The organism is Rhizobium sp. Root1220, from assembly GCF_001426265.1.
Lineage (GTDB): Bacteria > Pseudomonadota > Alphaproteobacteria > Rhizobiales > Rhizobiaceae > Rhizobium.
Genome location: NZ_LMDG01000036.1, coordinates 32,029 through 54,638 on the forward strand (window position 1 = coordinate 32,029; position 22,610 = coordinate 54,638).

The window sequence follows — 22,610 nt, forward strand, 5'->3', positions numbered from 1 at the left end:
ACTAAATGCCTTCACAGCTTGGCTCCGACCCCTTGCCGGAAGATTGAGATGCGGTGGTTGCCTCATATCGGTCAATGCCGGCACGAACAGTGGAAAACATCCGGCCCTCCCCGAGCCGCTCGGCAAAACCGGATGCCCGGACATATTCGAGAACGTCGGGGTTGAGACCGGCGAGCCAGAGCGTCACACCCTGCTCCTCAAGGCTTTTCTCGCTTTCCATCAACATCTGCAGCGCGGAGTACTCAATGTCGAAGACCCTGCTCAGATCCAGCATGAGAACGCCGGGTCTTGCCTCAACGACCAATTCGCGGACGCGGTCGGCAACCTGCTGTACATTGACGAAGAAGAGCCGGCCTTCCGGCCGCACGATCAGCAACCCATCGAAGGTTTCGTCGTCCGGATGCTCCGCCGATAGCGGGCGCAAGATATCCTCACCGCGCTTGCGACCGACCACGTGGATACGCGGGTTCGCTGCCTGGCTGGACAAACCGACCAGGGACAGCACAATGGCAACGACAATGCCTTGAAGTGTGCCGAAGACAAGGACGCCCAGGAAGGCTGCGAGCGCCCACCGGAATTCCATCCTGCGAACCTTGCGGATCGATGCGAACTCTGCGGGTTTGATCAAACCGACGGAGTAGACGATCACAATTGCCGCAAGCGCTGCTTGAGGCNCATCCTGCGAACCTTGCGGATCGATGCGAACTCTGCGGGTTTGATCAAACCGACGGAGTAGACGATCACAATTGCCGCAAGCGCTGCTTGAGGCAGAAGGCCGAGCAGCGGCGCAAGAACCAGCATCGTCGCGACGGAGACGGCCGCCGTGACCAGCGATGCCTTTTGTGTTCGGCCCCCGACGGCACGGACCACTGCGGTCTGCGATGTACCGCCGCCCGCGGGCATCGCCCCGAAAAAGGCACCGGACAGGTTCGCGACGCCGGTGGCCACCAGCTCACGGTTTGCCCGGATCGGTGGTTCGGACGGGGCAGCAAAGGCGCGGCCCGCGGCAATTGTCTCGGTAAAGCTCATCAGGGCAATGCCGATCGCCCCCGGAAGCAATTGTGTGACCAGGTCGACGCTTGGCAGCGTCAGTGAGGGCAGCGCCTGGGGGATGTACCCGACGATCGCCACGCCATGCGTGCTCAAGCCGAATAGCCAGGAGACGGCAATAGCCGCTCCGACCACGGCAAGCGGCGCAGGCGAGTGTGGCCGCACCCGCTCCATGATGAGTAGGAGCACAAGAGCGACTGCCCCGACCAGGGCCGTGACTACCGAGGTCTCGGGAAGATGCTGCAGAAGGTTCAGCACGTCCCGGAAGAAACCCTCCTTGGCAATGTGAAGGCCGAATAGCTTCGGTATCTGATCCAGGACGATCACCAGTCCGATGCCAGCCTTGAAGCCGGTCAACACGGGCGACGAGATGAAATTTGCGACAAACCCCAGCCGCAGGGCTGCCGCGGCGATCAGCAACAGGCCCGTCAGCGCGGTGAGCGTGGCCGTCGCCGTGACGAGCCTGCCAGCATCGCCGTCGGGCACGACAAGCGCTAGTTCTGCAGCGGTCAGGATCGCGAGGGTCGTGGTCGAACTGACGCTGAGGACACGCGACGTCCCCAACAATGCATAGACGATCATTGGGACAAACGCGGTATAGAATCCGACGCTCACCGGCAGTCCGGCAACGGTCGCGTAGGCCATGGCCTTCGGTAAGACGACCGCCGCCGCCGTCAGCCCCGCAACGAGATCCGGTCGCCATGCTTCACCTGACAACGTGGACGACTTGTCACCAGCCGGCGACCCAAACATGATTTTCCCCTTCATCCGTTTCAACCAGCGCGTCGAAAGTTCGAAGATGGCCAGAACGCCCCCGCGGTTTTCGAACGGAAAACAAGTGGCGGACCACTTACGCGTTGAAGAATGCGGTACGAAAGCCGCCTTCCGGAGCCGTTTGTCTTGCGTCGTGGCATGGTCACGGAGTCAAAGGCAAGGTCACTCAACAACCAGTACTTGCGAAGTAAAATACCGTATTATACCGTCGGCAACCCGTATCTTACTGCCCTCCGATGTCCGACCGGACTATCCTGGGGATAGCGATATGGAGGGCATAGTGATGGTAGAGCCTACAGCCGGCGGTCCGCGCGCATCGATTGAAAGCGCGGAAGAACTGCGCAAACGTGCCTTGGAGCTTCAACTTGTGGAGTTGGAGCGCGCGGAGAAAATCAACACCCGCCAGGCCGCGAAGCACGCGGAGTTCGTCGAAGACTTCTTCAGGAAGCATATCGGTGACAACGAACGCGCCGTCATAAAGCGGCTGGTCATGAAGGCGGCCGCTGACGGAAAATACGAGGCAATGGTCTACAGCTTTCCGTCAAGCTTTTGCACTGACAGCGGCCGGGCAATCAACAACGGTGTCCAGGGCTGGCAAAACACATTGCAGGGCAGAGCCCGGGAAGTTTACGATCTGTTTGAAACCGTAGCGCGGCCGCAAGGCTACTCGCTGAAGGCCATGGTGATAAATTTTCCGGAAGGTATCCCCGGCGATATCGGCTTCTTCCTCGGCTGGGAACCGCCGGTGGAGTAATCCGAAATAGGAGAAGTCGCGTCCGACGGGCGCGGTCATCTGGGACTTGGCAATGAAGACGATTGAGATCGAGCGGAAGTTCCTCGTACTCAATGAGGACTGGCGCGCCGGTGCTACATCCACGCATGCGCTGTGTTGCGCCAGCCGACGTGGCAAAACCCGCTTATCGACCGCGATCGAATGTCAATCAGGATGAAATTGGACCTTCGATACGCGAGGGCGACATAGCGTTCGACTACGGTTTGGGCGAGACCCTCTTGTGCCGTAGGTGGATGATTTTGGCCCTGGAAAGGGCCTCTTCGATCTCACTGCTCAGGCTTGAGACCAGTTCCTGGTATTCCAATCGCCGTGCGTCACGGACGTCATCAGGAAGTCGAGCGATTTGCCTCAAGGTATTCGCCGCGTCCGCCAGGTCCTCACATAGCCCCCGGAAACTTTCGTCGAATTCAAAGAGATTCTCAATCTGTCGAGACTGTGCTGGAAAAAGTTCGAGCGCAGCAGCGAGAACTGGCGAAGGCGGTGATTTGTTTGAATTGGACCCCATCGCACACCTGCAATAACGTTCACCGGCAAGAGACGAAGACATGGTATTTCACTTGGGGTTGGTTAGGGATGTATAATACATGAAGATACAGGATGCATCTGGGCATCCATAATACTGTGGTGGCTGCAGCCCTCCGGCCGCCGTGACGCGACACGAGCGACGTCCTCAATATCTCGCGGCAAGTAACCATAGATACTACATGATGTTACGGGCAACGGAGCTTCATCCGAGCTAATATCCGCCGGATTGACTGTGACCGGCACTGGATGCCGTCGCAGGTTGATGTCTTGGACTGCAGTCTGGGGGTTAGCTCCGGGCGGAGGGCGCAAACGGTACCTGGATTTGCATGGCAGCTTAGAACCCCGCGCTCCGGAGCGTCGGCATCTCAATGCATCAAGGGAGGGAAGCATGAGCAAGACGCATCAGCCTGACCATGAACAGTCGGCCAAGGTGGAAAAGAAGAAGAAGGACAAGCCCTGGAACTACGACACGGAAATCGAGAAACTGCAGGTTGAGCTTGCCCATCTTCAGGCATGGGTCAAGAAGTCGGGCTTGAGAGTCGTGATCATTTTTGAAGGTCGCGATGCCGCGGGCAAGGGCGGAATGATAAAGCGCATCCTTGAAAAGGTCAGCCCGCGTGTGTTCCGGGTCGTCGCGCTGCCGGCTCCGACGGATCGTGAAAAATCTCAAATCTACATGCAGAGGTACATCGCGCATCTACCGGCCGCTGGGGAAATCGTTATCTTCGATCGCAGCTGGTATAATCGACCTGGTGTCGACCGAATAATGGGGTTCTGCAGCGAGAAGAAAGCGCAACGCTTTCTCGAACTTGCTCCACGCTTTGAGGCGGCGATCGTGGAAAGCGGCGTCTTGCTGTTGAAATATTTCCTCACGGTCAGCGAGGAGGAGCAGGAACGCCGGTTCAAGAGGCGAATTGAAGATCCCCTTCGGCAGTGGAAATTGAGCCCCATGGATGTTGAGTCCTATCGTCGGTGGTGGGACTACACTCACGCCTACGACGAGATGCTCCGAATGACCGACAGTGAACACGCCCCGTGGTGGATTGTCCCGTCGGACGACAAGAAAAAAGCACGCATAAATTGCATAACACACATACTCAAGTCGATCCCTTATGAACGCGTCAAATTCGAGGCTCCGGATCTGGGAAAGCGGCAGAAACGACCGAACGACTATGTCGAGGATCAGCACATCCGCCATGTCGTCCCCGATCTCACGACCTAGTTTTTGAAATGCCGTGGCGATCAGAGCCGGCGATCGTGAGGTGAGTCAGGACGATGAATGTCGACGCATCGGTGAAAGATGAAACTCCGGTTGTAGCGCGATCGAGCCAGATATCCATCGAGGCACGGGTCAGTGACCTTGTTCGCCTCGGTATTATCGCCGTCTTCGCTTACTGGTCGGCGCAGATAATAGCGCCCTTCGCCCTGATCGTAGTTTGGGCGGGCATCTTGACTGTCGCGCTCTACCCCATCTTCGATTTCCTGAGCCGGCTCTTGGGTCGCCGCCCGATATTGGCAGCGATTGCCCGGACCCGGCCTCATTCTGGTGCCCGCAATCATTTGGGCCTGGTTCTCGTGGCCGGTTGGCGTGTCGTTCGCGTTCACGATCGTTGCTGTACCTGTCATGCTTATGGACAACATCCTGAAGCCGCTCTTGATGTCGCGGGGACTCTCGACGCCAATGTCGGTCATTCTTATAGGGGTTATCGGCGGTACGATCTCGCATGGTCTGATAGGCCTGTTTCTTGGGCCGATTGTCCTCAGTGTCTTCTACGACCTGCTGCTCGCATGGGCATGGCCTTTGCCGCCGTCGGTGCCGATCGACGGTGGTGGGCAAATGGATAAAAGCCGCGAAGTCCAGGGAGAAAGGCAGCCCTGACATATCGTCCGGGGAACATCCTTTGATTCAGGAAGCCGTGCCGGCCCCGCAGTCATCCCGGTAGGGCCCGATGCAGCCGACGCCGACACGGCAAGTGACCGCAATCCTCTGACCGCTGCCTTGGCATCGCGGAAACGCTAGTCCTCTGCGATCTTCCAGTTGGCGTCCGGATTGAACTCTTTGATCGCCGCGGCGCGTTCCTCGGTACGCGCGCCCAGATCCATCTCATAGACGATGCCCGCGTTGTTGACGATGAAAGTCTGGACTCCAGTTTCCCTGTACTTGACCGGCCATGCAATCAGCGCGAAGCCGCCTGTCAAATTGCCGTTGACGACGTAGTTCTGTTGGCCGCCAATCACGTTGGAGCCCTGAGCCGTCAGGATACGATAACGATAGCCGTAATATCCCTCGCCGCGTTTGGCTTTGTTGAAGGCCGCTGCTTCGATCAGAGAACCCGCAGGACTCGCTTCGTCGGAGACGTCGGGCTGCCAGTACAAGCCATCACGTTTGCCGGGAGTGCTGATCAGGCGCTGCGCGTATTCGTAGACGCCGTCCTCATCCTGGTCGATGCGCGCGTATTCATACTGCGCGGTCACGTAATCATGCATCGCCTGAATGGTCGCGAGTTCGTTCTGGCCGATCCGGCGGTTGACAATTTCCTGCAACCCGACCTCGGTATCGAACGCCCACTTTCCGTCTTTTCCCTGGGACAGAGGGAATGGCAAGGGCCAGAGGATGTCTCCCACGGCAACGACCTTGCGATCTCCTACATCCTGAAGGCGCAACTGCCGGGCTGCCCCCTCGCGGATGAGGTCATAGCTTGCCATGGCGTCGTTGCTGGACCTGAGCTTGGCAGCGTCCAGACCAAGGAGACTTGCCAGGCCATCGATATCGTTGGCGCTGAGCACCGCTTTGAGCCGCTCGAGGGCGGCCGACGGGTCGTCGAATGACGGCGGGTTGCCGGCAGCGAATTCAGAAATGCTTGTCTGCATCTGGGCCGTGGAAGGAACTGCGGACACCACAGCGAGAGACGTTCCGAGCAGCAGCGCAGTCAATTTCAACTGTGGTCTCATTGTTCATCTCCGAAAATCTGAGGGCTGCAACCTAGCGCCGTCCGCCACCACCACCACGGCCGCCGCCACGACCGCCACCGCCGCCATGTGGCATTGGGCGCGAGCGATGTTGCGCGGCGCGCGGCGCGCCACGTTGCCCGCCTCCCATGCTGTGCCCGCCCCGCTGGGAAGCAACTGCTTCGCGACGCCCGGACTGCATGTTGCCGAGAGCGCTTGGTTGGCGTGGACGGTTGTCCGCACGCGCCGCCATCTTCGATGCGGCTGCCTTCCTGTTGACATTCGCGGCCGGCTTCGAGGGACGGTTGGCCGCGTTCGCAGGGCGGTTGGCCGCCCTGTCAGGGCGGGCATCCGGACGCGAAGCGCCAGGCCGGTTCGCGGCAGCAATTCCCGCACCGGTCCTCGGATTTGCCTTTAGTCCCTCCACAGTGCCCTTGCGAATATCGTTGGCACGGACGCCGACATCCCTGCTGCCCGGTCCGCGGTTCGCCTGGCGATCGCTGACCTTGTTCTTGAGCTGGTTGCGGTTGTCGGACTGTAGGCCGGACTTGATCGCCGAGCGATCGAGCTTGGCGAGCTGATCCTTTCCGATGCTCAACTTGCTCCGGTCCACCTTGGACCAGTCGACGTCGTTCCACTTGACCTTGCCATTGAAGTTCCGGTCGTTGAAGCAGTTGTTGCAGTCGATATCGAGGTCGTTGCCCCAGCCGCCACCCCAGACGCCCCAATCATCCCAGTTGACGATGGCCGCCCACGCGACGCCCGTCACCGCRCCGGCGAAGAAAGCGGCGCCTGGATAGTAATAGCTATCGTAGTGATTGGGATAATAAGAGATCGGCTCTGCAACATATCCCGGTTGATAGAGCATTTCCCCGGCGAAGAAAGCGGCGCCTGGATAGTAATAGCTATCGTAGTGATTGGGATAATAAGAGATCGGCTCTGCAACATATCCCGGTTGATAGAGCATTTCGGGTGGGTATTGCGGAATGTAGACCTTTTCCGGATCGGTCGGACGAATGACGACATTCTCGTTTTCCACCACCACCGTGACCTTGTCGTCGGTTTTGATGACGTTTTTCNTGCGGAATGTAGACCTTTTCCGGATCGGTCGGACGAATGACGACATTCTCGTTTTCCACCACCACCGTGACCTTGTCGTCGGTTTTGATGACGTTTTTCGCCACCGCCTCGTCACGAAGCTGCTGGATGGCGATCAGCACATCCTTCTGCTGATTGGTCAGCGCATCGCCCAGCGACTGGGTCCAGTCGAGGTCCTCGCTCATCATCTTGACGATATCGGGATAATTGAGCAGCGAGATGACGCTTCCGTCCCAATCTTCCTTCGGCTTGAGATCGCTTTTTGTCTTCCTGGCCTCCAAAGAAAAGCCGCAGCTGAATGAAGACGGTGCGTCGNCCAGTCGAGGTCCTCGCTCATCATCTTGACGATATCGGGATAATTGAGCAGCGAGATGACGCTTCCGTCCCAATCTTCCTTCGGCTTGAGATCGCTTTTCTTCTTCCTGGCCTCCAGAAACCGCTCGGCCTCGACGATCTGCAGGGGGAAAAGCGACGTCGCTGAGATTGCGGCAACGAGCTCGTCCGGATAGAGCGCTATGCGCGCGACAAGAACCGCGAGTTCGTCGTCGGAAAGCAGACCGGTTTCCGCCTCGGCCGCTGTCGGCGCGGAAACCGGCTTCGACGCGGGTACTGGCGTCTGCGGATAGGCTGCCGGACCGAAAAACGTCGAAACGAGCGCCAACGCGGACAGTCCGGCAAGCAATCTGAAGGATCTTGCTTTCATCACGGGTCGACCTCCTCTCATCTAGCGTCTGGGGATTTGGAGCATTTCGGCCAGCCTAGCGCGATTGACCACGCAGCACTACCTTGATCGGATTGAGCCGCGGCAAGCGCTGCTGGCCGACGCGTTGCGCGAAAATGCTGCCTTTGATACGCTCCCTCCCCGGACACATCGAAACACTATACTACCGGACTTTCGGAGAGGCGTAACTTACGCGATGCTACGGTCCTGTCCAACATTTACGGTGGGTACCATCCCGAAGTTTGTCACCAAAAATGTTGTGGCGCCCAGCCGGCAAACGAATTGCGCAGAAGTCCGTTCACTCTGTCTCAACGGGCTGACATTTTGATACTCGAATAGCATGCATTGCCAAGTTGCGCTGAGGCGCTTGCATCGTATCTGATTGCACATGCATTCCGCTTGGCCTCCCGACTCACAACGGCGCCCCTTCACAAGAAGGCGACCAAGCCGAAGACCCGGCGCCAAGTTCGCCGTAAGTTACAGGATACTACGGGTAAACCGCGTGATCGCCGCTTATTGTTCCCTGAGGCTTGACTGAAGGGATCGAACCACGGAGGTGGACAAGTCGCATTGAGAGCACAAGAGAGCGATGTACCGGCAATCATGGCGCGTCTTTCGGCTCTTTCGAAGCCATGGCGCCATCATGCGACAACACTCTTTTCGATCAGTGCAACCTGCCGCCTCCGACAGATCACCATGACACCGGTATCCCGCGCCCGCGAAGATGCCATTGAGATCGACGCTTCGACGATCGAGGTAGCACGCGACAAACGGGCGGCGCAGTGGTCAACGTCGGTCGCGAGAAGTGGCCTGCGAATATTTCCAACCTCACAGAAAGGAGATTCAGACGATGCAAGCTCTTCACCCGGCAGCAGTCGATCACTTGCCAGGCTTTATCACAGAGCCCGGACAGACCGACTACCTCTTCGTCGGCGTTGTCATCTTCCTGGTCCTGGTTATCCTGATCATCGGCAATCTATACTTTCAGCTTCACGCGGTTCCCGAGCGCATGGCACATCGCACAAGCAAAGTGCAGATGGAGGTCGTCGCGGTGTTAGCGCTGATTTCTTTGTTTACACACAATCACCTCTTCTGGATCGCCGGCTTGCTGCTCGCCTTCGTGCATATTCCCGACTTTTCGACACCGCTATACTCGATCGCACAATCGCTCGGAAAGCTGTCCGGCCGCACCCTCGAAACCAGCGGCGACCCAGCGTTGGTCCCAGATGAGCCCTCGAAGCCCGTCGAAGAAAGTTCGGAGAGTGCCAGCGATCGTGAAGGAATCTGACCATGCTTGAGCTGATGCTTTGCTCCCTGCTGACCATTTTCCCGGACTATCTCTATCGACGGTATGGTCAGGGAAAGCGAATTGGCCGTGAAATCACCCTTTATTCCATGTGGTACGAATTGCGCTGGGGCATCTCGGCCTGCCTGATGCTCACCATTTCATTGATCACGATGATCTTTTACTTCCATCCCTCGACCCAAAGCGTGACGGCGGTGTTCCGCACGGTGACCATCCTGCCGGAAACGGTCGGACGCGTCGATGATGTCTATGTCGGCATTAACGACAAGGTCGCCGCTGGCGCACCGCTCTTCCGGCTGGACGACTCTCAGCAGAAAGCGGCCGTGGAGACGGCACGGCGGCAGATCGCGGAACTCGAGGCTGAAGCCGCGGTGGCCATGACGGAGCTCGCGACAGCGGATGGGCAGATCCAGGAAGCGCAGGGAGCTCTTCAGCTTGCCGAAACTGAATACGAGATGAAGGCTCAACTCCTGGCAAAGGACGCGGTCGCCCGCCGCGAAGTCGAGCGTCTGGCCAACACCATCGAAAGCCGCAAGGGAAGCCTGGCTGCTGCGATTGCCAAGAAACAGACTCTGGAAGCCAAGATCAGTGCACTGCTGCCAGCACAGAAAGCCAGCGCCGAAGCCGCTCTCGCTCAGGCGCAGGTGGAGTTGGACAAGACCATCGTGCGCGCAGGCATCGCTGGTACTGTTCAGCAGTTCACGCTTCGAACGGGCGACGTCGTCAATACGATGCTGCGCCCTGCAGGTATTCTCGTTCCGGAGGCGGCGGGTCGTGGCACGCTGATCGCAGGCTTCGGCCAGATCGAAGCGCAGGTGATCAAGCGGGGGATGATCGCGGAAGCAACCTGCATCGGGAGGCCGTTCACCATCATCCCACTTGTTGTGACCGATGTGCAGGATGTGATCGCAGCCGGCCAATTGCGTCCGACCGACCAGCTTATCGATGTAAGGTCGATTTCAACGCCGGGAACGCTGACGGTCTTCCTGCAACCCTTGTTCGAGGGCGGTCTGGACGGCATCCCACCGGGTAGCAGTTGTATCGCAAATGCCTATACTAACAATCACGATGTGCTTGCCGATCCCAATATCGGCACATTGCGTTGGCTTTTCCTGCATGTGGTCGACGCCGTCGGGCTCGTGCACGCCATGTTACTCCGGATGCAGGCACTGCTGCTTCCAGTACAGACGCTGGTGCTATCGGGCCACTGAACAGAGGTAGCTGGGTTTGTCCAACTTCGACACGCTGGTGCCATCGGTATCAGCGTGTCGAAGCAAGCTGATCCGGCGTCAGGGTGTCAAGGAATGAGAGGCGATTGATGGTCAATGACCTGCGAGGCACTGTTGGCAAATCGGTCACACCCTTGTAGGCGGTTGGCTGCAATGATCAGTGCGCTCCCGACGGGGATGGCTCATCCATTCCGAGCGCTTATCGATCGAATTTCAATTGATATAAAAGTGTCACAAAACTGTTACGTACAGTCTTTAGAGGGTAGCCGACGCCCTAGCGTCTAACGGAATTCTACCGGAGTAAATCCATGAACAAGTACTTTGGAAGCTGCGTCATCGCCGCAGCTCTGCTCACCACCACAGGTGCGGCGTCCGCACGCGACCAGGTCCAGGTCAGTGGTTCGTCCACGGTTCTGCCTTACGCAAAGATTGTTGCCGAGACCTTCGGCGAAACCTTCAAGGACTTCAAGACACCGGTCGTCGAATCTGGCGGCACCGGCGCTGGCCTCAAGGAATTCTGCAAGGGCGTGGGCCCTGACACGATCGACGTTGCCAACGCATCGCGTCCGATCAACGCCAAGGAACTGGAAGCCTGCAAGGCAGCTGGCGTTACCGACATCCAGGAAGTCAAGATCGGCTACGACGGTATCGTCTTCGCGACTGACTCCTCGAACCCTGATGTCGCTTACGTTCCTGCCGACCTCTACAAGGCTCTGGCTGCCCAGGTTGTTGTCGATGGCAAGCTCGTAGCCAACCCTTACAAGAAGTGGTCTGAAGTCAACCCGGCTCTCCCGGCTGTTGATATTGCTGCCTACATCCCGGGCGAAAAGCACGGCACCCGCGAAGTTTTCGAACTGAACGTTCTGCTTGCTGGCTGCAAGGACTCCGGCGCTTTTGATGTTATCGCCAAGGAAATCACTGACAAGGCTGCTCAGAGCAAGGCTTGCGTTGCAGTTCGTAAGGACGGCGCTGCTGTCGACATCGACGGCGACTATCCGGAAACGCTGGCACGCATCGCTGCCAACAAGACCGGTGTTGGCGTATTCGGCCTGTCCTTCTACGAAAACAACGCTGACAAGCTGAAGGTTGCCACCGTAAAGGGCATCGTTCCTAGCCCGGAAACAATCGCTGACGGCACCTACCCGGTTTCCCGTCCGCTGTTCTTCTACGTCAAGAAGGCTCACCTGGGCGTTATCCCGGGCCTGAAGGAATACGTGAATTTCTTCGTATCCGACCAGATGGTTGGTCCTGACAGCCCGCTCGTCGAGTACGGCCTGGTTGCTGCTCCGGACGCCGAGCGCGAAGCGACCCGTAAGTTGGTCGAAGACGGCAAGACCATGTAATCAACTTTGCCGGCGCGCCCAGACAGGCGCGCCGGCATTGCCTTTGTCCGTTCCAAGGGAACGACGAAGTTGAACGACTCCATGATTGGAAGCCGAAAGCCGGCGGGTTGCCGTTTTCGCGTTTTGGGGCCAAGAGCCTGGGGACCTTAACGAATGAGTACATCCGTCTTACTCTTGTGCCTCGTCCTACTGGGCGCCGTCGCCTTCGTGGCCGCGCGCAGCCGTGCGACAGCGCTTGCCGGAGGGAAATCCTCGGCGCTGCATTCCCGGCCTGGCTACTACGGTGCCTATGCCGCCATCTGGGCAGTCCTGCCGGCACTGATCGTGTTGTGCGCCTGGCTCGCCATCAGCCCATCCATCATCGAATCCTCCGTCCGCGGCGCCTTCCCTGAAGACGTCAAGGCGCAGTCCTCTGCACAGCAGAACCTCAGCTACGGCATGGTCAATGCCATCGCCCGCGGCCTGCCGCTGCTGGAAAAGGAAGACGTTGCGTCGGCTGCAAGTGACCCGGCCGGCCTGCAGGCCAAGCTTGCAGCCAAGGGCGTTCCGCTTGCCGGCGAACCGCAGCCCTACATGATCGAAGGCGCGCAGAAGCTCAACGCGGAAAGCGGCATCAGCCGCCTCATCATGACCTTGGTGGTTCTGGCAATCGCTGTTGCCGGTGGCTTCTATGCCCTGCGCGAAGTCGCCCCGCGCTTCCGGGCCCGCAACCGTGTCGAGCGCGTCATGCTCTGGGGCCTGTTGCTGGCCTCGTCGATCGCCATTCTCACCACCATCGGTATCGTCCTGTCGATGCTGACCGAAGCGGCCCACTTCTTCGCAGAGGTTCCGGCCGCTGACTTTTTCTTCGGCACGGTCTGGGATCCGCGCTTTGCCGGTGCCGGCAGTTCCTCCTTCGGCCAGTTCGGCCTGATCCCGCTGCTGCTTGGCACACTCTATATCGGTCTCGTCGCTATGCTTGTCGCCGTCCCGGTCGGCCTGTTTGCGGCGATTTACATGGCGGAATATGCAGCGCCCAAGGTTCGCTCGGTGGCAAAGCCGCTGCTCGAAGTACTGGCCGGCATCCCGACGATTGTGTACGGCTTCTTCGCGCTGATCACCGTCGGTCCGTTCCTGCGTGATCTGTCGTCCCAGGTGAACGGCCTTCTGACCGGCGACTACAGCAACTTCATCCAGGCCCAGAGTGTTCTGACCGCCGGTGTCGTCATGGGCATCATGCTGATCCCTTACGTCTCGTCGCTTTCCGATGACATCATCACCGCCGTGCCGCGCGCGCTGCGTGACGGTTCGCTCGGTCTGGGTGCGACCCGCTCGGAAACGATCAAGAAGGTCGTGCTTCCGGCCGCACTCCCCGGCATCGTCGGCGCTCTCCTGATGACGGCATCGCGCGCCATCGGCGAAACCATGATCGTCGTGCTGGCAGCCGGTGTCGCGGCCCGTATCCAGATCAATCCGTTCGAGCCGATGACCACCGTGACGGTCAAGATCGTCAACCAGCTCACGGGCGACCTCGAGTTCACCTCGCCGCAGACACTGGTCGCCTTCGCGCTTGGCATCACGCTCTTCTTCATCACGCTTTGCCTCAATATCTACGCGCTCTTTATCGTGCGCAAATACCGGGAGCAGTACGAATGACCGATGTTGTTTCCTCCGGACAGGGCGTCGTCGTCTCCAAGGCGCCGGCCCGCCGCGATATCGGTATCAAGCGCCGGTATGCCGCTGAACGCCGGTTTCAGGCCTATGGCATCGCTGCCATCTCCTTCGGACTGATTTTCCTCGCCATCCTGCTGACCACCGTCATCCGCCAGGGCTACACGGCCTTCGCACAGACGGCGATCACGCTGCCGATCGAGTTCTCCGAAAAGGTGCTCGATCCCAACAACAAGCGAGCAACCGATCCGTCGGTCCTGATTGCGGCCAACTATCCGGTCCTGATCCGCGACGCCATGGTCAAGACGCTTGGCATCAACGCCTCGAGCCGTCCCGAAGTACGCGACGCAACGGCGATGATCTCCAAGGGTGCGCCGATCGTGTTGCGTGACATGGTCGAAGCCGATCCGTCGCTGATCGGCAAGACCGTCAACGTTACGCTTCTTGCTGACGCCAATGTCGACTCTGCCAATAAAGGTCAGATCGACCTGACCGTCGATGAGAAGAACCGCAAGGTCAACGATCGTCAGGTCGGCTGGATGCAGCAGATGACCGCCAGCGGCACCCTGCACAAGCAGTTCAACACCGGCCTCTTCGTCAACGGCAATTCAAGCCGCCCTGAAGCTGCAGGCCTGGGTGTCGCGCTTATCGGCTCGCTCTACCTGATGCTGATCGTCCTCGTCCTGGCCCTGCCGATCGGTGTCGCCGCTTCGATCTACCTCGAAGAATTCGCACCGAAGAACAAGTTGACCGACCTGATCGAGGTCAACATCAACAACCTCGCGGCTGTTCCGTCGATCGTCTATGGTCTGCTTGGCCTCGCCGTCTTCATCAACTTCGCAGGCCTGCCGCGCTCCGCGTCGCTGGTCGGTGGCCTGGTGCTGACACTGATGACCCTGCCGACCATCATCATCGCTACCCGCGCAGCGCTCCGCGCCGTGCCGCCGTCGATCCGCGCCGCGGCCCTCGGTCTCGGTGCCTCGAAAATGCAGATGGTGTTCCACCACGTTCTGCCGCTGGCAATGCCGGGCATTCTGACTGGCACCATCATCGGCCTGGCGCATGCGCTCGGCGAAACCGCACCACTGCTGTTGATCGGCATGGTCGCCTTCGTCGCCAATGCACCGACGACCCCAATGGATCCGTCCACGGCTTTGCCGGTACAGGTCTACATGTGGGCAAACGAAGCCGAACGCGCTTTTGTGGAGCGCACATCCGGCGCCATCATCGTCCTGCTCCTGTTCCTGATCGTCATGAACTTCGGAGCTATCCTCTTGCGTCGTCGCTTTGAGCGCCGCTGGTAAACGGAGTAAACATCATGAACATGTTGACGGAAGCCGCAGTTGAGAAGGCGCTGGACCAGAAGATGAACACAGTTCCGTATAAAATGATCGGCCAGGACGTTTCGGTTTACTACGGCGACAAGCGCGCGCTGTTCGACGTCAAGCTGAACATCCGCGAAAACACCGTGACGGCACTCATCGGTCCGTCGGGTTGCGGCAAGTCCACCTTCCTGCGCAGCCTGAACCGCATGAACGACACCATCGACAACTGCCGCGTCACCGGAAAGATCACGCTCGATGGCGATGATATCTACGATCCTGACATCGACGTCGTCGAATTGCGCGCCCGCGTCGGTATGGTGTTCCAGAAGCCGAACCCGTTCCCGAAGACGATCTATGAAAACGTCGCCTACGGCCCACGCATCCACGGTCTCGCCAAGGCGAAGGCCGACATGGACGTGATCGTCGAACAGAGCCTGCAGCGCGCCGGCCTGTGGAACGAAGTCAAGGACCGCGTCCATGAATCCGGCACCGGCCTCTCGGGTGGTCAGCAGCAGCGTCTGTGCATCGCCCGCGCCATCGCCGTCAGCCCTGAGGTCATCCTCATGGACGAACCGTGCTCGGCGCTTGACCCTATCGCAACTGCCAAGGTCGAAGAGCTTATCCACGAACTGCGTGAAGCCTACACCATCGTCATCGTCACGCACTCGATGCAGCAGGCAGCTCGCGTGTCGCAGCGCACCGCCATGTTCCACCTCGGCAACCTCGTCGAGGAGAACGATACCGACAAGATGTTCACCAACCCGGATGACCCGCGCACCCAGGATTATATTATGGGCCGCTTCGGTTGATCTCCGGCGTCGGAAACCCTCAGGACATTCAAGGATAAGCCCCATGGCATCGACACATATCTATTCCGCCTATGATGACGACCTCAAGTTCCTGACCCGCCGTATCTCGGAAATGGGTGGCCTTGCCGAACAGATGGTCGGCGACGCCGTTCGCGCGCTCGTCAACGGCGACACCGCGCTTGCCCAGAAAGTCATCTCCGACGACGTGATCCTCGATCACGCCGAGCGCGAAATCGGTGACAAGGCGATCATCACCATCGCCCGTCGGCAGCCGATGGCAGCCGACCTTCGCGAAATCATGGGTTCGATCCGTATCGCGGCCGACCTAGAGCGGGTCGGCGACCTGGGAAAGAATACGGCCAAGCGCGTCATCGCCGTGCAGAGCACCGGCGTTCCACGCAAGCTCGCTCGCGGCCTCGAGCATCTCTCCGAACTGGCGCTCGTCCAGCTCAAGGAAGTGCTCGACGTCTACACCAGCCGCGCCGCGGACCGCGCCAAGTCGATCCGCGAACGCGACGAGGAAATCGACGCGATGTATACCTCGCTATTTCGCGAGATGCTGACCTACATGATGGAAGATCCGCGCAACATCACCAGCTGCACGCATCTGCTCTTCTGCGCCAAGAACATCGAGCGCATCGGCGACCACGCCACCAACATTGCCGAGACCATCTACTATATGGCGACCGGTGCCCAGCCGGAAGGCGAGCGTCCGAAGGACGACACCGCCAACACCGTCGGCGCTGTCACGGAATAAGCGCTCCGGACCCGTGCCCCCAGGAGACCAAGACGAATGATCCCAAGAGTTGCAGTCGTTGAAGACGAAGAAGCACTGAGCGTACTTCTTCGCTATAACCTCGAGGCCGAGGGCTTCGAAGTTGACACCATCCTGCGTGGCGACGAAGCCGAGATCCGGCTTCAGGAGCGCACCCCCGATCTGCTCATCCTCGATTGGATGCTGCCGGGTGTGTCAGGCATCGAGCTCTGCCGTCGTCTGCGCATGCGACCGGAAACCGAGCGGCTGCCGATCATCATGCTGACGGCCCGCGGCGAGGAAAGCGAACGCGTTCGCGGCCTGTCGACCGGCGCTGACGATTATGTCGTCAAGCCATTCTCGACGCCGGAGCTTGTCGCGCGCGTCAAGGCGATGCTGCGCCGTGCCAAGCCTGAGGTTCTGTCGTCGCTGCTGAAATGCGGCGATATCGAACTCGACCGCGAAACGCATCGCGTTCACCGCAAGAGCCGCGAAGTCCGCCTCGGCCCAACCGAATTCCGACTTCTGGAATTCCTGATGGCATCGCCCGGCCGCGTCTTCTCGCGCTCACAGCTGCTCGATGGTGTCTGGGGTCACGACATCTATGTCGACGAACGCACTGTCGACGTCCATGTCGGCCGTCTGCGCAAGGCGCTCAACTTCTCCAATATGCAAGATGTCATTCGCACCGTTCGCGGCGCCGGATACTCAATGGAAGCCTAAAGGGACACGCGATTGTCGCTCAGGATACTGCTTGCCGAAGAGAACGAGGAACTGTCGGTCACGCTTCAGCGCGCGCTGGAGACCGAGGGCTACGCGGTCGAACCGATGCGTCCGGGCGAGGCCCTTGTGAGGAGTGCCGTTGCCCGACTTCCGGACGCCGTCGTCTTCGGGGCTCGCGCTCCGGGTTCGGCCGCGATCGAGGTCTGCAGGGAGTTCCGGACGACCCCTGCAACTCTACGCCTGCCCGTCGTGGTGCTGCTTGGCTCCTCCTTCGAACAGGACCGCCTTGCGGTCCTGTCGGCGGGCGCCGATGACTGTCTGATGAAGGACGTGTCGCCAGTGGAGCTGCTGATCCGGCTGAAGAACCTGCTCCGCCGCCTCAATCCCGCTCTTCTGGACACCACCCTCAAGGTCGGTGACCTCGTTCTCGACAAGAATGCGCGGCGAGTGCACCGACAGAAGAAGGAAATGAAGCTAGGCCCTACCGAGTTCCGACTGCTCGAATTCCTCATGAAGTCTCCTGGCCGAGTTTACTCCCGGGCGGAGCTTCGTATGTCGCTTTGGGGCGACGAGGCCAGCGTCGACGAACGGGCGGTCGACGTCCACATAGGGCGGCTTCGCAAGGGCATAAGCTTCGGAAAGACGGACAGTGTCATTCGAACGGTGCGCGGTGCCGGCTACGCGCTCGGCGACTTCTAGGGCGCGCGTCGACCAGTCCATCCCCCACCTCCGGTCCGGCTCGCGGAACGTTGCGGGCCTTGGCGGGGCTGACCCGCCAGCTCACCCACCAAGAAATATCGTCCACGCCCCTCCCTCACCCGCTGCTTGTTCTACTTGGAGCATGCGGTGGTCTGTTTCGTCATTCCGAGGCGTTTTGGCTCGCCCCGTACGGCAACTGGCGCCTGCGCGGCGAGGACGACTCGCGAGAACAATCAGGTCAGCCGAAGGCGCTGGCGTCCGATGAGCCAGCGTCAAACTCCCACGGGCTAGCTGCCGCGGCGGTTAGTCCCCATGAGGCGGGAGCGAAGCGCGTTTGATGCCGTGTCGAAGATGTAAACGACCAGAAGGATCAGCAGCACCATGTAGGCGACGTTTTCCCAGTTGGCGTTGGTGCGCATCGCTTCCCACAGCTTGAGACCGATACCGCCGGCGCCGACTGCGCCGATGATGGTGGCGCCCCGGACGTTGGATTCCCACTGGTAAAGCGTCTGGCTGACGAAGACAGGGACGATCTGCGGGATGATGCCATAGCGATGGGTGAGCACGGTGGCGGCCCCGGTCGACCTGATACCTTCGCGCGGCTTGTTGTCGACGTTTTCCAGACCTTCGGAATAGAGCTTGCCGAGCGTGCCGGTTTCCGTGAGGAAGATCGCGCCGGAGCCGGCCAGGGGGCCTGGGCCGAAGGCGCGGGTCAGGAAGAGCGCCCAGATCAGCATGTCGACCGAACGCAGGAAGTCAAAGAAGCGCTTCAGCACCTGGTTGACAAGACGGTTTGGTGTGATGTTGCGGGCGGCGAAGAAGGCCAGAGGAAAGGCCACAAGCGCACCAAGAAGCGTACCGAGGAATGCCATGACGATGGTCTGGAACAGCTTGGTCCAGACGTCGCCATGCTGCCAGGCGCTGTTGTGCCAGATGTTGTCGAAGGCAAGCGACAGATTGGACTGGCCGGGCTTCAGCTCCGGTCCCGAAACGATCAGGCTGATAACCTCGCTCGCCGACTTGTCGAAGAAGGGCGACTGCGTGTCGAAAACGAAATTCGCCCAACCGAGGAAGCGTTTGCGGACCTTGACGCGATCGACCGAGATGCTGACGTCGCCGGCAAAACCGAGATCGGCGAGCACGTTGTCGTCATAGACGGTCATCCAGGCGGGGACCGGGCCGACGACTTTCGGAGCGCCGCTCGAGACTTCCACCGGTACGCTCATGCCATGGGCGGTAACGATCGTTTCCGTTTTAGAAACGGTGACGGCGCGATGTGTGCCGCTGATGGAAACGGTGACGCTGCCATCCGGATTGTTGATCACCCAGTCGGGATGCGGGTTGTCGCCAAGCGGCGAGAAGCGCGGATACTTGACGGTGATGCCGGTATCTCCGATGCGGAACTCCGGCTGCACGTCGTAGCTCACCCACTGGCTGAGATAGAGCCCGACGCGCTCCCAATGGGCATCGGCCAGCAGCTTCGGCAGATCGAAGAACCAGGTTGCGTAAAGCGCATAGACAAGCGTGGCGATCGCGATCATCAGGCCGCCGAAGCGCTGCTTGAAGGACCGTTTGAAATATTCCGGGTACCGTTGCTCGATCTCGTGCATCCGGTTGGCGTCGATCACCGTCATGGCGGACCTCAATGCTGCAAAAGGAAGGCATGCTCGCCGACGAGGCGGCGGCGCAGCCATGCGGAGAACTGGTCGACCGCAACGATGGTGATGAAAAGCAGGAGAACGAGCGCCATCGTCTTGGCGCCGAAACCACGCGAGATGGAGAGCTTCAGCTCCTCGCCGATACCGCCGCCACCGACGGCACCGATGATGGTGGAGGCGCGGACATTGATCTCGAGGCGCAGCAGCGCGTAGGAGACGAAATTCGGCATGACCTGCGGCAGGGCGGCGAAGCGGACACGCTCCGACCAGCTGGCGCCGACAGCCTTCATGCCTTCATCCGGTTTCATGTCGATGTTTTCGACAACTTCGTAGAAGAGTTTGCCGAGCGCACCGATGGTATGCAGGCTGACGGCAATGATCGCGGCGACCGGACCAATCGACAGAATGGCTGAAAACAGGCCGGCAATGACGATCTCGGGAAAGGCGCGCAGGAATTCGGTGAGCCGCTTGGCGACGATGCGCAGCGGATTGGACGGCGCCAGATTTCGGGCCACGAGGAAGCTCAGCGGCACTGCAAAGATGAAGCCGATCAGGGTGGAAACGAGCGCGACGTTGATGGTGATGATCATCAACTCGAAGTACTCGGGGATGTAGAAGCCGCCCCAGACGTAGACGCGCCCCTGAGCGAAATTATACTCCTCGCCGGTCTTCTGGATCGGGCTTGCGATATCGAACAGCGCCCGCCAGACATCGTTCCAATCCTTTGGAATGAGCCAGCTCAGAAAGTCGAAGAGATGCGGCAGCCGGTCGAAGAAATGGCCGGCATTGCTTTCGTCGGCAAAGCGCACGGAGGCGACGAAGGCTGCCAGCAGGATCGCCATGCCGAGGCCGGTATAAAGGCGGCGACGTGCCACCATCTTGTCCCAGGCGTCGCCGATTTCACGGGCGCTTTGCGGCGCAGCGGGCGCGTGGGCGTTTGGATCGGCAAAAGTCATGAACGGTGTCCGCTTTCTTCGCAGGAAAAGGGGCGGCCTTGCGGCCGCCCCTCAACTATCAGGATCGATCAACCGCCGATGGCAGCCTTGCGAGCGTCGATGATGGCGTTGTAGAAATCGGCCTGCACCTTGGTGTAGCCCTTGTAGTCGCCGCCTTCGATGGCTGCGAAGCACTTGGCATCGGTCTCAGGCAGCTTCATGAAGAAGTCACTAAGCTTGGCCTGCCAATCAGAGCCGAGTTCGTTGCGAACGACGAGCGGGCCGTTCGGGATCAGCGGCGAGCGCCAGACTTCAACCAGCTTGTTCGGGTCTACGGTGCCCTTGTCGACAGCCTTGCGGAAGGTGCCGGAGGTGAAGCCGTCCTTGAAATCGCCGATGCCGGAGGAGTCGTCGACAGCGATGTCGACCTTGCCGTCGTAGGCTGCGAGCAGGTTGTTCTCGTGGCCGCCGTTGAACTGCGTGGAAGCGAAGTAATGGTCATTCGGCATGCCAGTGTCCTTCGGGATCTGCGTCAGCGGAATGAGGTAACCCGAGGTGCTGTCCGGATCGGCGTAGCCGAGCTTCTTGCCCTTGGCGTCCTTGATGTCCTTGATGCCCGAGGACTTCAGAGCGAGACCGATCGAGTGGTAACCGGTCGAGCCGTCCTTCTGGACGGTCGTCAGGATCGGGGTGACGGCCTTTTCGTCCTTGATGGCGATGGCAGCGTAGCCGGAAGCGCCGAGTTCCGCGAAGTCGAGCGTGCCGCCGAGCAGACCCTGGATAACGCCGTCGTAGTCAGCAGCCGGGAAGAGCGAAACCTTTTCGAAGCCGAATTCGGTCTTCAGGTGGTCGGCCAGGCAAGCGTAATTGCGCAGGCGGTCGGTTTCGTTCTCGCCGCCGAGGATGCCAACGCGGAATTCCTTGAGGTCTGCCGCATGCGAAACGCCAGCCAGCGCAAACAGCGCCGTCGCGGCAAAGAGTGCTTTCTTCAACATGGTACTCTCCTGATTGACCGGTGTTTCCGGCGATCTCTGGTTAAGAAGAAGTGTGCCCATAACGCGGGCTTACGATCGAGGCCGCCCCTCTCAGAGACCGGCCAACGCCAGCGGTTGCAAGCCGGCGGATTGATTGGCGGCGACAGCCGCAGGAATGTTGATTGAGGTCGAGGTCATCGCCTCGTCGATACCGGCGCCGTCCTTGTCGGTGCCATAGATCTGCTTGACGGCGTCGGCCGTCAGTTCGGAAGGCTTGCCATCGAACACAACGCGGCCACCAGCCATGCCGACGATGCGTTCGCAATAGCTGCGCGCCGTATCGAGCGTATGAAGATTGGTGATGACCGTGATGCCTTCGCGTTCGTTGATGTCGCGCAGGGCGTCCATGACGATCTTGGCGTTCAGCGGGTCGAGTGAGGCGATCGGCTCGTCGGCGAGAACTATCTTCGGGTTCTGCATCAGTGCGCGGGCTATGGCCACACGCTGCTGCTGGCCACCCGACAGCGTGCCGGCCATCTGCAGCGCCGTCTGTTCGATGCCGAGACGCTCGAGGGCCGCGATCGCATGTGTGCGCTCTTCGCGGGTGAAAATGCCGAGCAGGCTCATCGTCGTCGATCGATGGTTGAGGCGGCCGAGCATGACGTTGGTCAGCACGTCGAGGCGCGGAACGAGGTTGAACTGCTGGAAGATCATGGCGCAGTCGCGCTGCCAATTGCGCAGCGCCCGGCCACGCAGGCCGGAAACCTCGACACCGGCAAAATGGATCGAGCCGGAGCTCGGCTCCTGAAGCCGGTTGATCATGCGAAGGAGGGTCGACTTGCCGGCACCGGAGCGGCCGATGATGCCGACCATCTGGCCCTGAGGAATGTCGAGGGTTACGGAGTCGACGGCTGTTCGGCGGTTGAATTTTCGTGTGAGTGCTTCCAGACGCATCCGGTCCCCCGTCGTTTAGTTCGGGGCTCATTAGCGGTTCTGCGTGAACCTACGATGTCGCGTGGATGTCAGTTTTGTGAAAGCGCAGCCAAAGTCTGCGGGTCTTGGACCGACTCGACTCACCTCGCTTGCCCAAGGAAATTGCGCATCAGCAAGGTGACTTCGAACAGCTCCTCGCACATGTCCAAGACCCGGTCCCAGGCCGACGCCTTGGTTTCAACCCGGTGTGGTCGATGGAACCGACCTTGCGATCTGGCGTTTCCCTCGCACTGTGGATCAGAACGCATCTTACAAAAAGAAGTATCGGACCAAGCTGCCATTCCCGGCGCTCGCAGAAGAGC

At 59.8% G+C, this 22,610-nt stretch carries 18 protein-coding genes and 4 pseudogenes; 12 read left to right on the forward strand and 10 right to left on the reverse strand.

Annotated features, from left to right (window positions below; translation table 11 throughout):
* Window position 1: 1 nt before the first annotated feature.
* Together ASC90_RS30150 and ASC90_RS30155 are read right to left on the reverse strand one after the other, a co-directional pair.
* Window positions 2–674: STAS domain-containing protein (locus tag ASC90_RS30150; RefSeq protein ID WP_244480448.1), on the reverse strand; the 673-nt coding region annotated here is incomplete at its 5' end.
* A 1-nt stretch (window position 675) separates the two neighbouring features.
* Window positions 676–1,803: pseudogene (locus ASC90_RS30155) on the reverse strand (SulP family inorganic anion transporter); the annotation flags it as partial.
* 304 nt (window positions 1,804–2,107) lie between these two features.
* Here ASC90_RS30155 and ASC90_RS24940 point away from each other — a divergent pair.
* The 3 genes and pseudogenes from ASC90_RS24940 (at window position 2,108) to ASC90_RS28520 (ending at window position 5,021) form a co-directional block, all read left to right on the forward strand.
* On the forward strand, window positions 2,108–2,578 hold the full coding sequence (locus ASC90_RS24940; RefSeq protein ID WP_056547218.1) for a hypothetical protein: 471 nt from the start codon (window positions 2,108–2,110) through the stop codon (window positions 2,576–2,578).
* A 952-nt stretch (window positions 2,579–3,530) separates the two neighbouring features.
* Window positions 3,531–4,364, forward strand: a complete 834-nt coding sequence (gene ppk2 / locus ASC90_RS24950; RefSeq protein ID WP_056546554.1) for a polyphosphate kinase 2 — start codon at window positions 3,531–3,533, stop codon at window positions 4,362–4,364.
* 53 nt (window positions 4,365–4,417) lie between these two features.
* A pseudogene (locus tag ASC90_RS28520) lies at window positions 4,418–5,021 on the forward strand (AI-2E family transporter).
* A gap of 137 nt (window positions 5,022–5,158) precedes the next feature.
* On the opposite strand, the gene ASC90_RS24960 reads toward ASC90_RS28520, so the two are convergent.
* The 4 genes and pseudogenes from ASC90_RS24960 to ASC90_RS24970 all read right to left on the reverse strand — a co-directional run.
* Complete coding sequence (locus ASC90_RS24960) at window positions 5,159–6,094, reverse strand: DUF2950 domain-containing protein (RefSeq protein WP_056546559.1); 936 nt, start codon at window positions 6,092–6,094, stop codon at window positions 5,159–5,161.
* A 31-nt stretch (window positions 6,095–6,125) separates the two neighbouring features.
* The coding region (locus ASC90_RS29005; protein WP_244480449.1) for a DUF3300 domain-containing protein at window positions 6,126–7,170 on the reverse strand (1,045 nt) is incomplete at its 5' end.
* 1 nt (window position 7,171) lies between these two features.
* Window positions 7,172–7,504: pseudogene (locus ASC90_RS30160) on the reverse strand (DUF3300 domain-containing protein); the annotation flags it as partial.
* Window position 7,505: 1 nt separating this feature from the next.
* Window positions 7,506–7,892 (reverse strand): annotated as a pseudogene (locus tag ASC90_RS24970) (DUF3300 domain-containing protein); the annotation flags it as partial.
* A gap of 868 nt (window positions 7,893–8,760) precedes the next feature.
* Here ASC90_RS24970 and ASC90_RS24975 point away from each other — a divergent pair.
* From ASC90_RS24975 to ASC90_RS25015, 9 genes are all read left to right on the forward strand, one after another.
* A complete protein-coding gene (locus ASC90_RS24975; RefSeq protein ID WP_056546568.1) occupies window positions 8,761–9,198 on the forward strand; it encodes a hypothetical protein in 438 nt (145 codons plus the stop codon).
* Window positions 9,199–9,200: 2 nt separating this feature from the next.
* Window positions 9,201–10,427 carry a biotin/lipoyl-binding protein gene (locus tag ASC90_RS24980; protein ID WP_056546571.1) on the forward strand — a complete coding sequence of 409 codons (1,227 nt, stop codon included), beginning with the start codon at window positions 9,201–9,203 and terminating at the stop codon, window positions 10,425–10,427.
* Window positions 10,428–10,753: 326 nt separating this feature from the next.
* Complete coding sequence (locus ASC90_RS24985; protein ID WP_056546574.1) at window positions 10,754–11,788, forward strand: substrate-binding domain-containing protein; 1,035 nt, start codon at window positions 10,754–10,756, stop codon at window positions 11,786–11,788.
* 153 nt (window positions 11,789–11,941) lie between these two features.
* A complete protein-coding gene (gene pstC / locus ASC90_RS24990) occupies window positions 11,942–13,423 on the forward strand; it encodes a phosphate ABC transporter permease subunit PstC (RefSeq protein WP_056546578.1) in 1,482 nt (493 codons plus the stop codon).
* On the forward strand, window positions 13,420–14,742 hold the full coding sequence (gene pstA / locus ASC90_RS24995) for a phosphate ABC transporter permease PstA (RefSeq protein ID WP_056546580.1): 1,323 nt from the start codon (window positions 13,420–13,422) through the stop codon (window positions 14,740–14,742). Before pstC ends, pstA begins: the two co-directional genes overlap by 4 nt.
* Before the next feature lie 14 nt (window positions 14,743–14,756).
* A complete protein-coding gene (gene pstB, locus ASC90_RS25000) occupies window positions 14,757–15,572 on the forward strand; it encodes a phosphate ABC transporter ATP-binding protein PstB (RefSeq protein ID WP_056546583.1) in 816 nt (271 codons plus the stop codon).
* A 43-nt stretch (window positions 15,573–15,615) separates the two neighbouring features.
* Window positions 15,616–16,329 carry a phosphate signaling complex protein PhoU gene (phoU, locus tag ASC90_RS25005; RefSeq protein ID WP_056546586.1) on the forward strand — a complete coding sequence of 238 codons (714 nt, stop codon included), beginning with the start codon at window positions 15,616–15,618 and terminating at the stop codon, window positions 16,327–16,329.
* A gap of 36 nt (window positions 16,330–16,365) precedes the next feature.
* The gene (gene phoB, locus ASC90_RS25010) at window positions 16,366–17,049 is read left to right on the forward strand and encodes a phosphate regulon transcriptional regulator PhoB (protein WP_037187663.1); all 684 of its coding nucleotides are present in this window, start codon (window positions 16,366–16,368) and stop codon (window positions 17,047–17,049) included.
* Window positions 17,050–17,061: 12 nt separating this feature from the next.
* Window positions 17,062–17,748 (forward strand): winged helix-turn-helix domain-containing protein, encoded by a 687-nt coding sequence (locus ASC90_RS25015; RefSeq protein WP_056546588.1) that lies wholly within the window; start codon window positions 17,062–17,064, stop codon window positions 17,746–17,748.
* Between the two features lie 287 nt (window positions 17,749–18,035).
* Here the strand turns inward: ASC90_RS25015 and phnE (ASC90_RS25020) are convergent, their stop codons facing one another.
* The 4 genes from phnE (ASC90_RS25020) to phnC all read right to left on the reverse strand — a co-directional run bounded on the left by phnE (ASC90_RS25020) (window position 18,036) and on the right by phnC (window position 22,269).
* Complete coding sequence (gene phnE, locus ASC90_RS25020) at window positions 18,036–19,382, reverse strand: phosphonate ABC transporter, permease protein PhnE (RefSeq protein ID WP_056546591.1); 1,347 nt, start codon at window positions 19,380–19,382, stop codon at window positions 18,036–18,038.
* 8 nt (window positions 19,383–19,390) lie between these two features.
* Window positions 19,391–20,362 carry a phosphonate ABC transporter, permease protein PhnE gene (phnE, locus tag ASC90_RS25025; RefSeq protein ID WP_056546594.1) on the reverse strand — a complete coding sequence of 324 codons (972 nt, stop codon included), beginning with the start codon at window positions 20,360–20,362 and terminating at the stop codon, window positions 19,391–19,393.
* Window positions 20,363–20,430: 68 nt separating this feature from the next.
* Complete coding sequence (phnD, locus tag ASC90_RS25030; protein ID WP_056546598.1) at window positions 20,431–21,336, reverse strand: phosphonate ABC transporter substrate-binding protein; 906 nt, start codon at window positions 21,334–21,336, stop codon at window positions 20,431–20,433.
* 90 nt (window positions 21,337–21,426) lie between these two features.
* Complete coding sequence (gene phnC, locus ASC90_RS25035) at window positions 21,427–22,269, reverse strand: phosphonate ABC transporter ATP-binding protein (protein ID WP_056546601.1); 843 nt, start codon at window positions 22,267–22,269, stop codon at window positions 21,427–21,429.
* Window positions 22,270–22,610 lie beyond the last annotated feature (341 nt).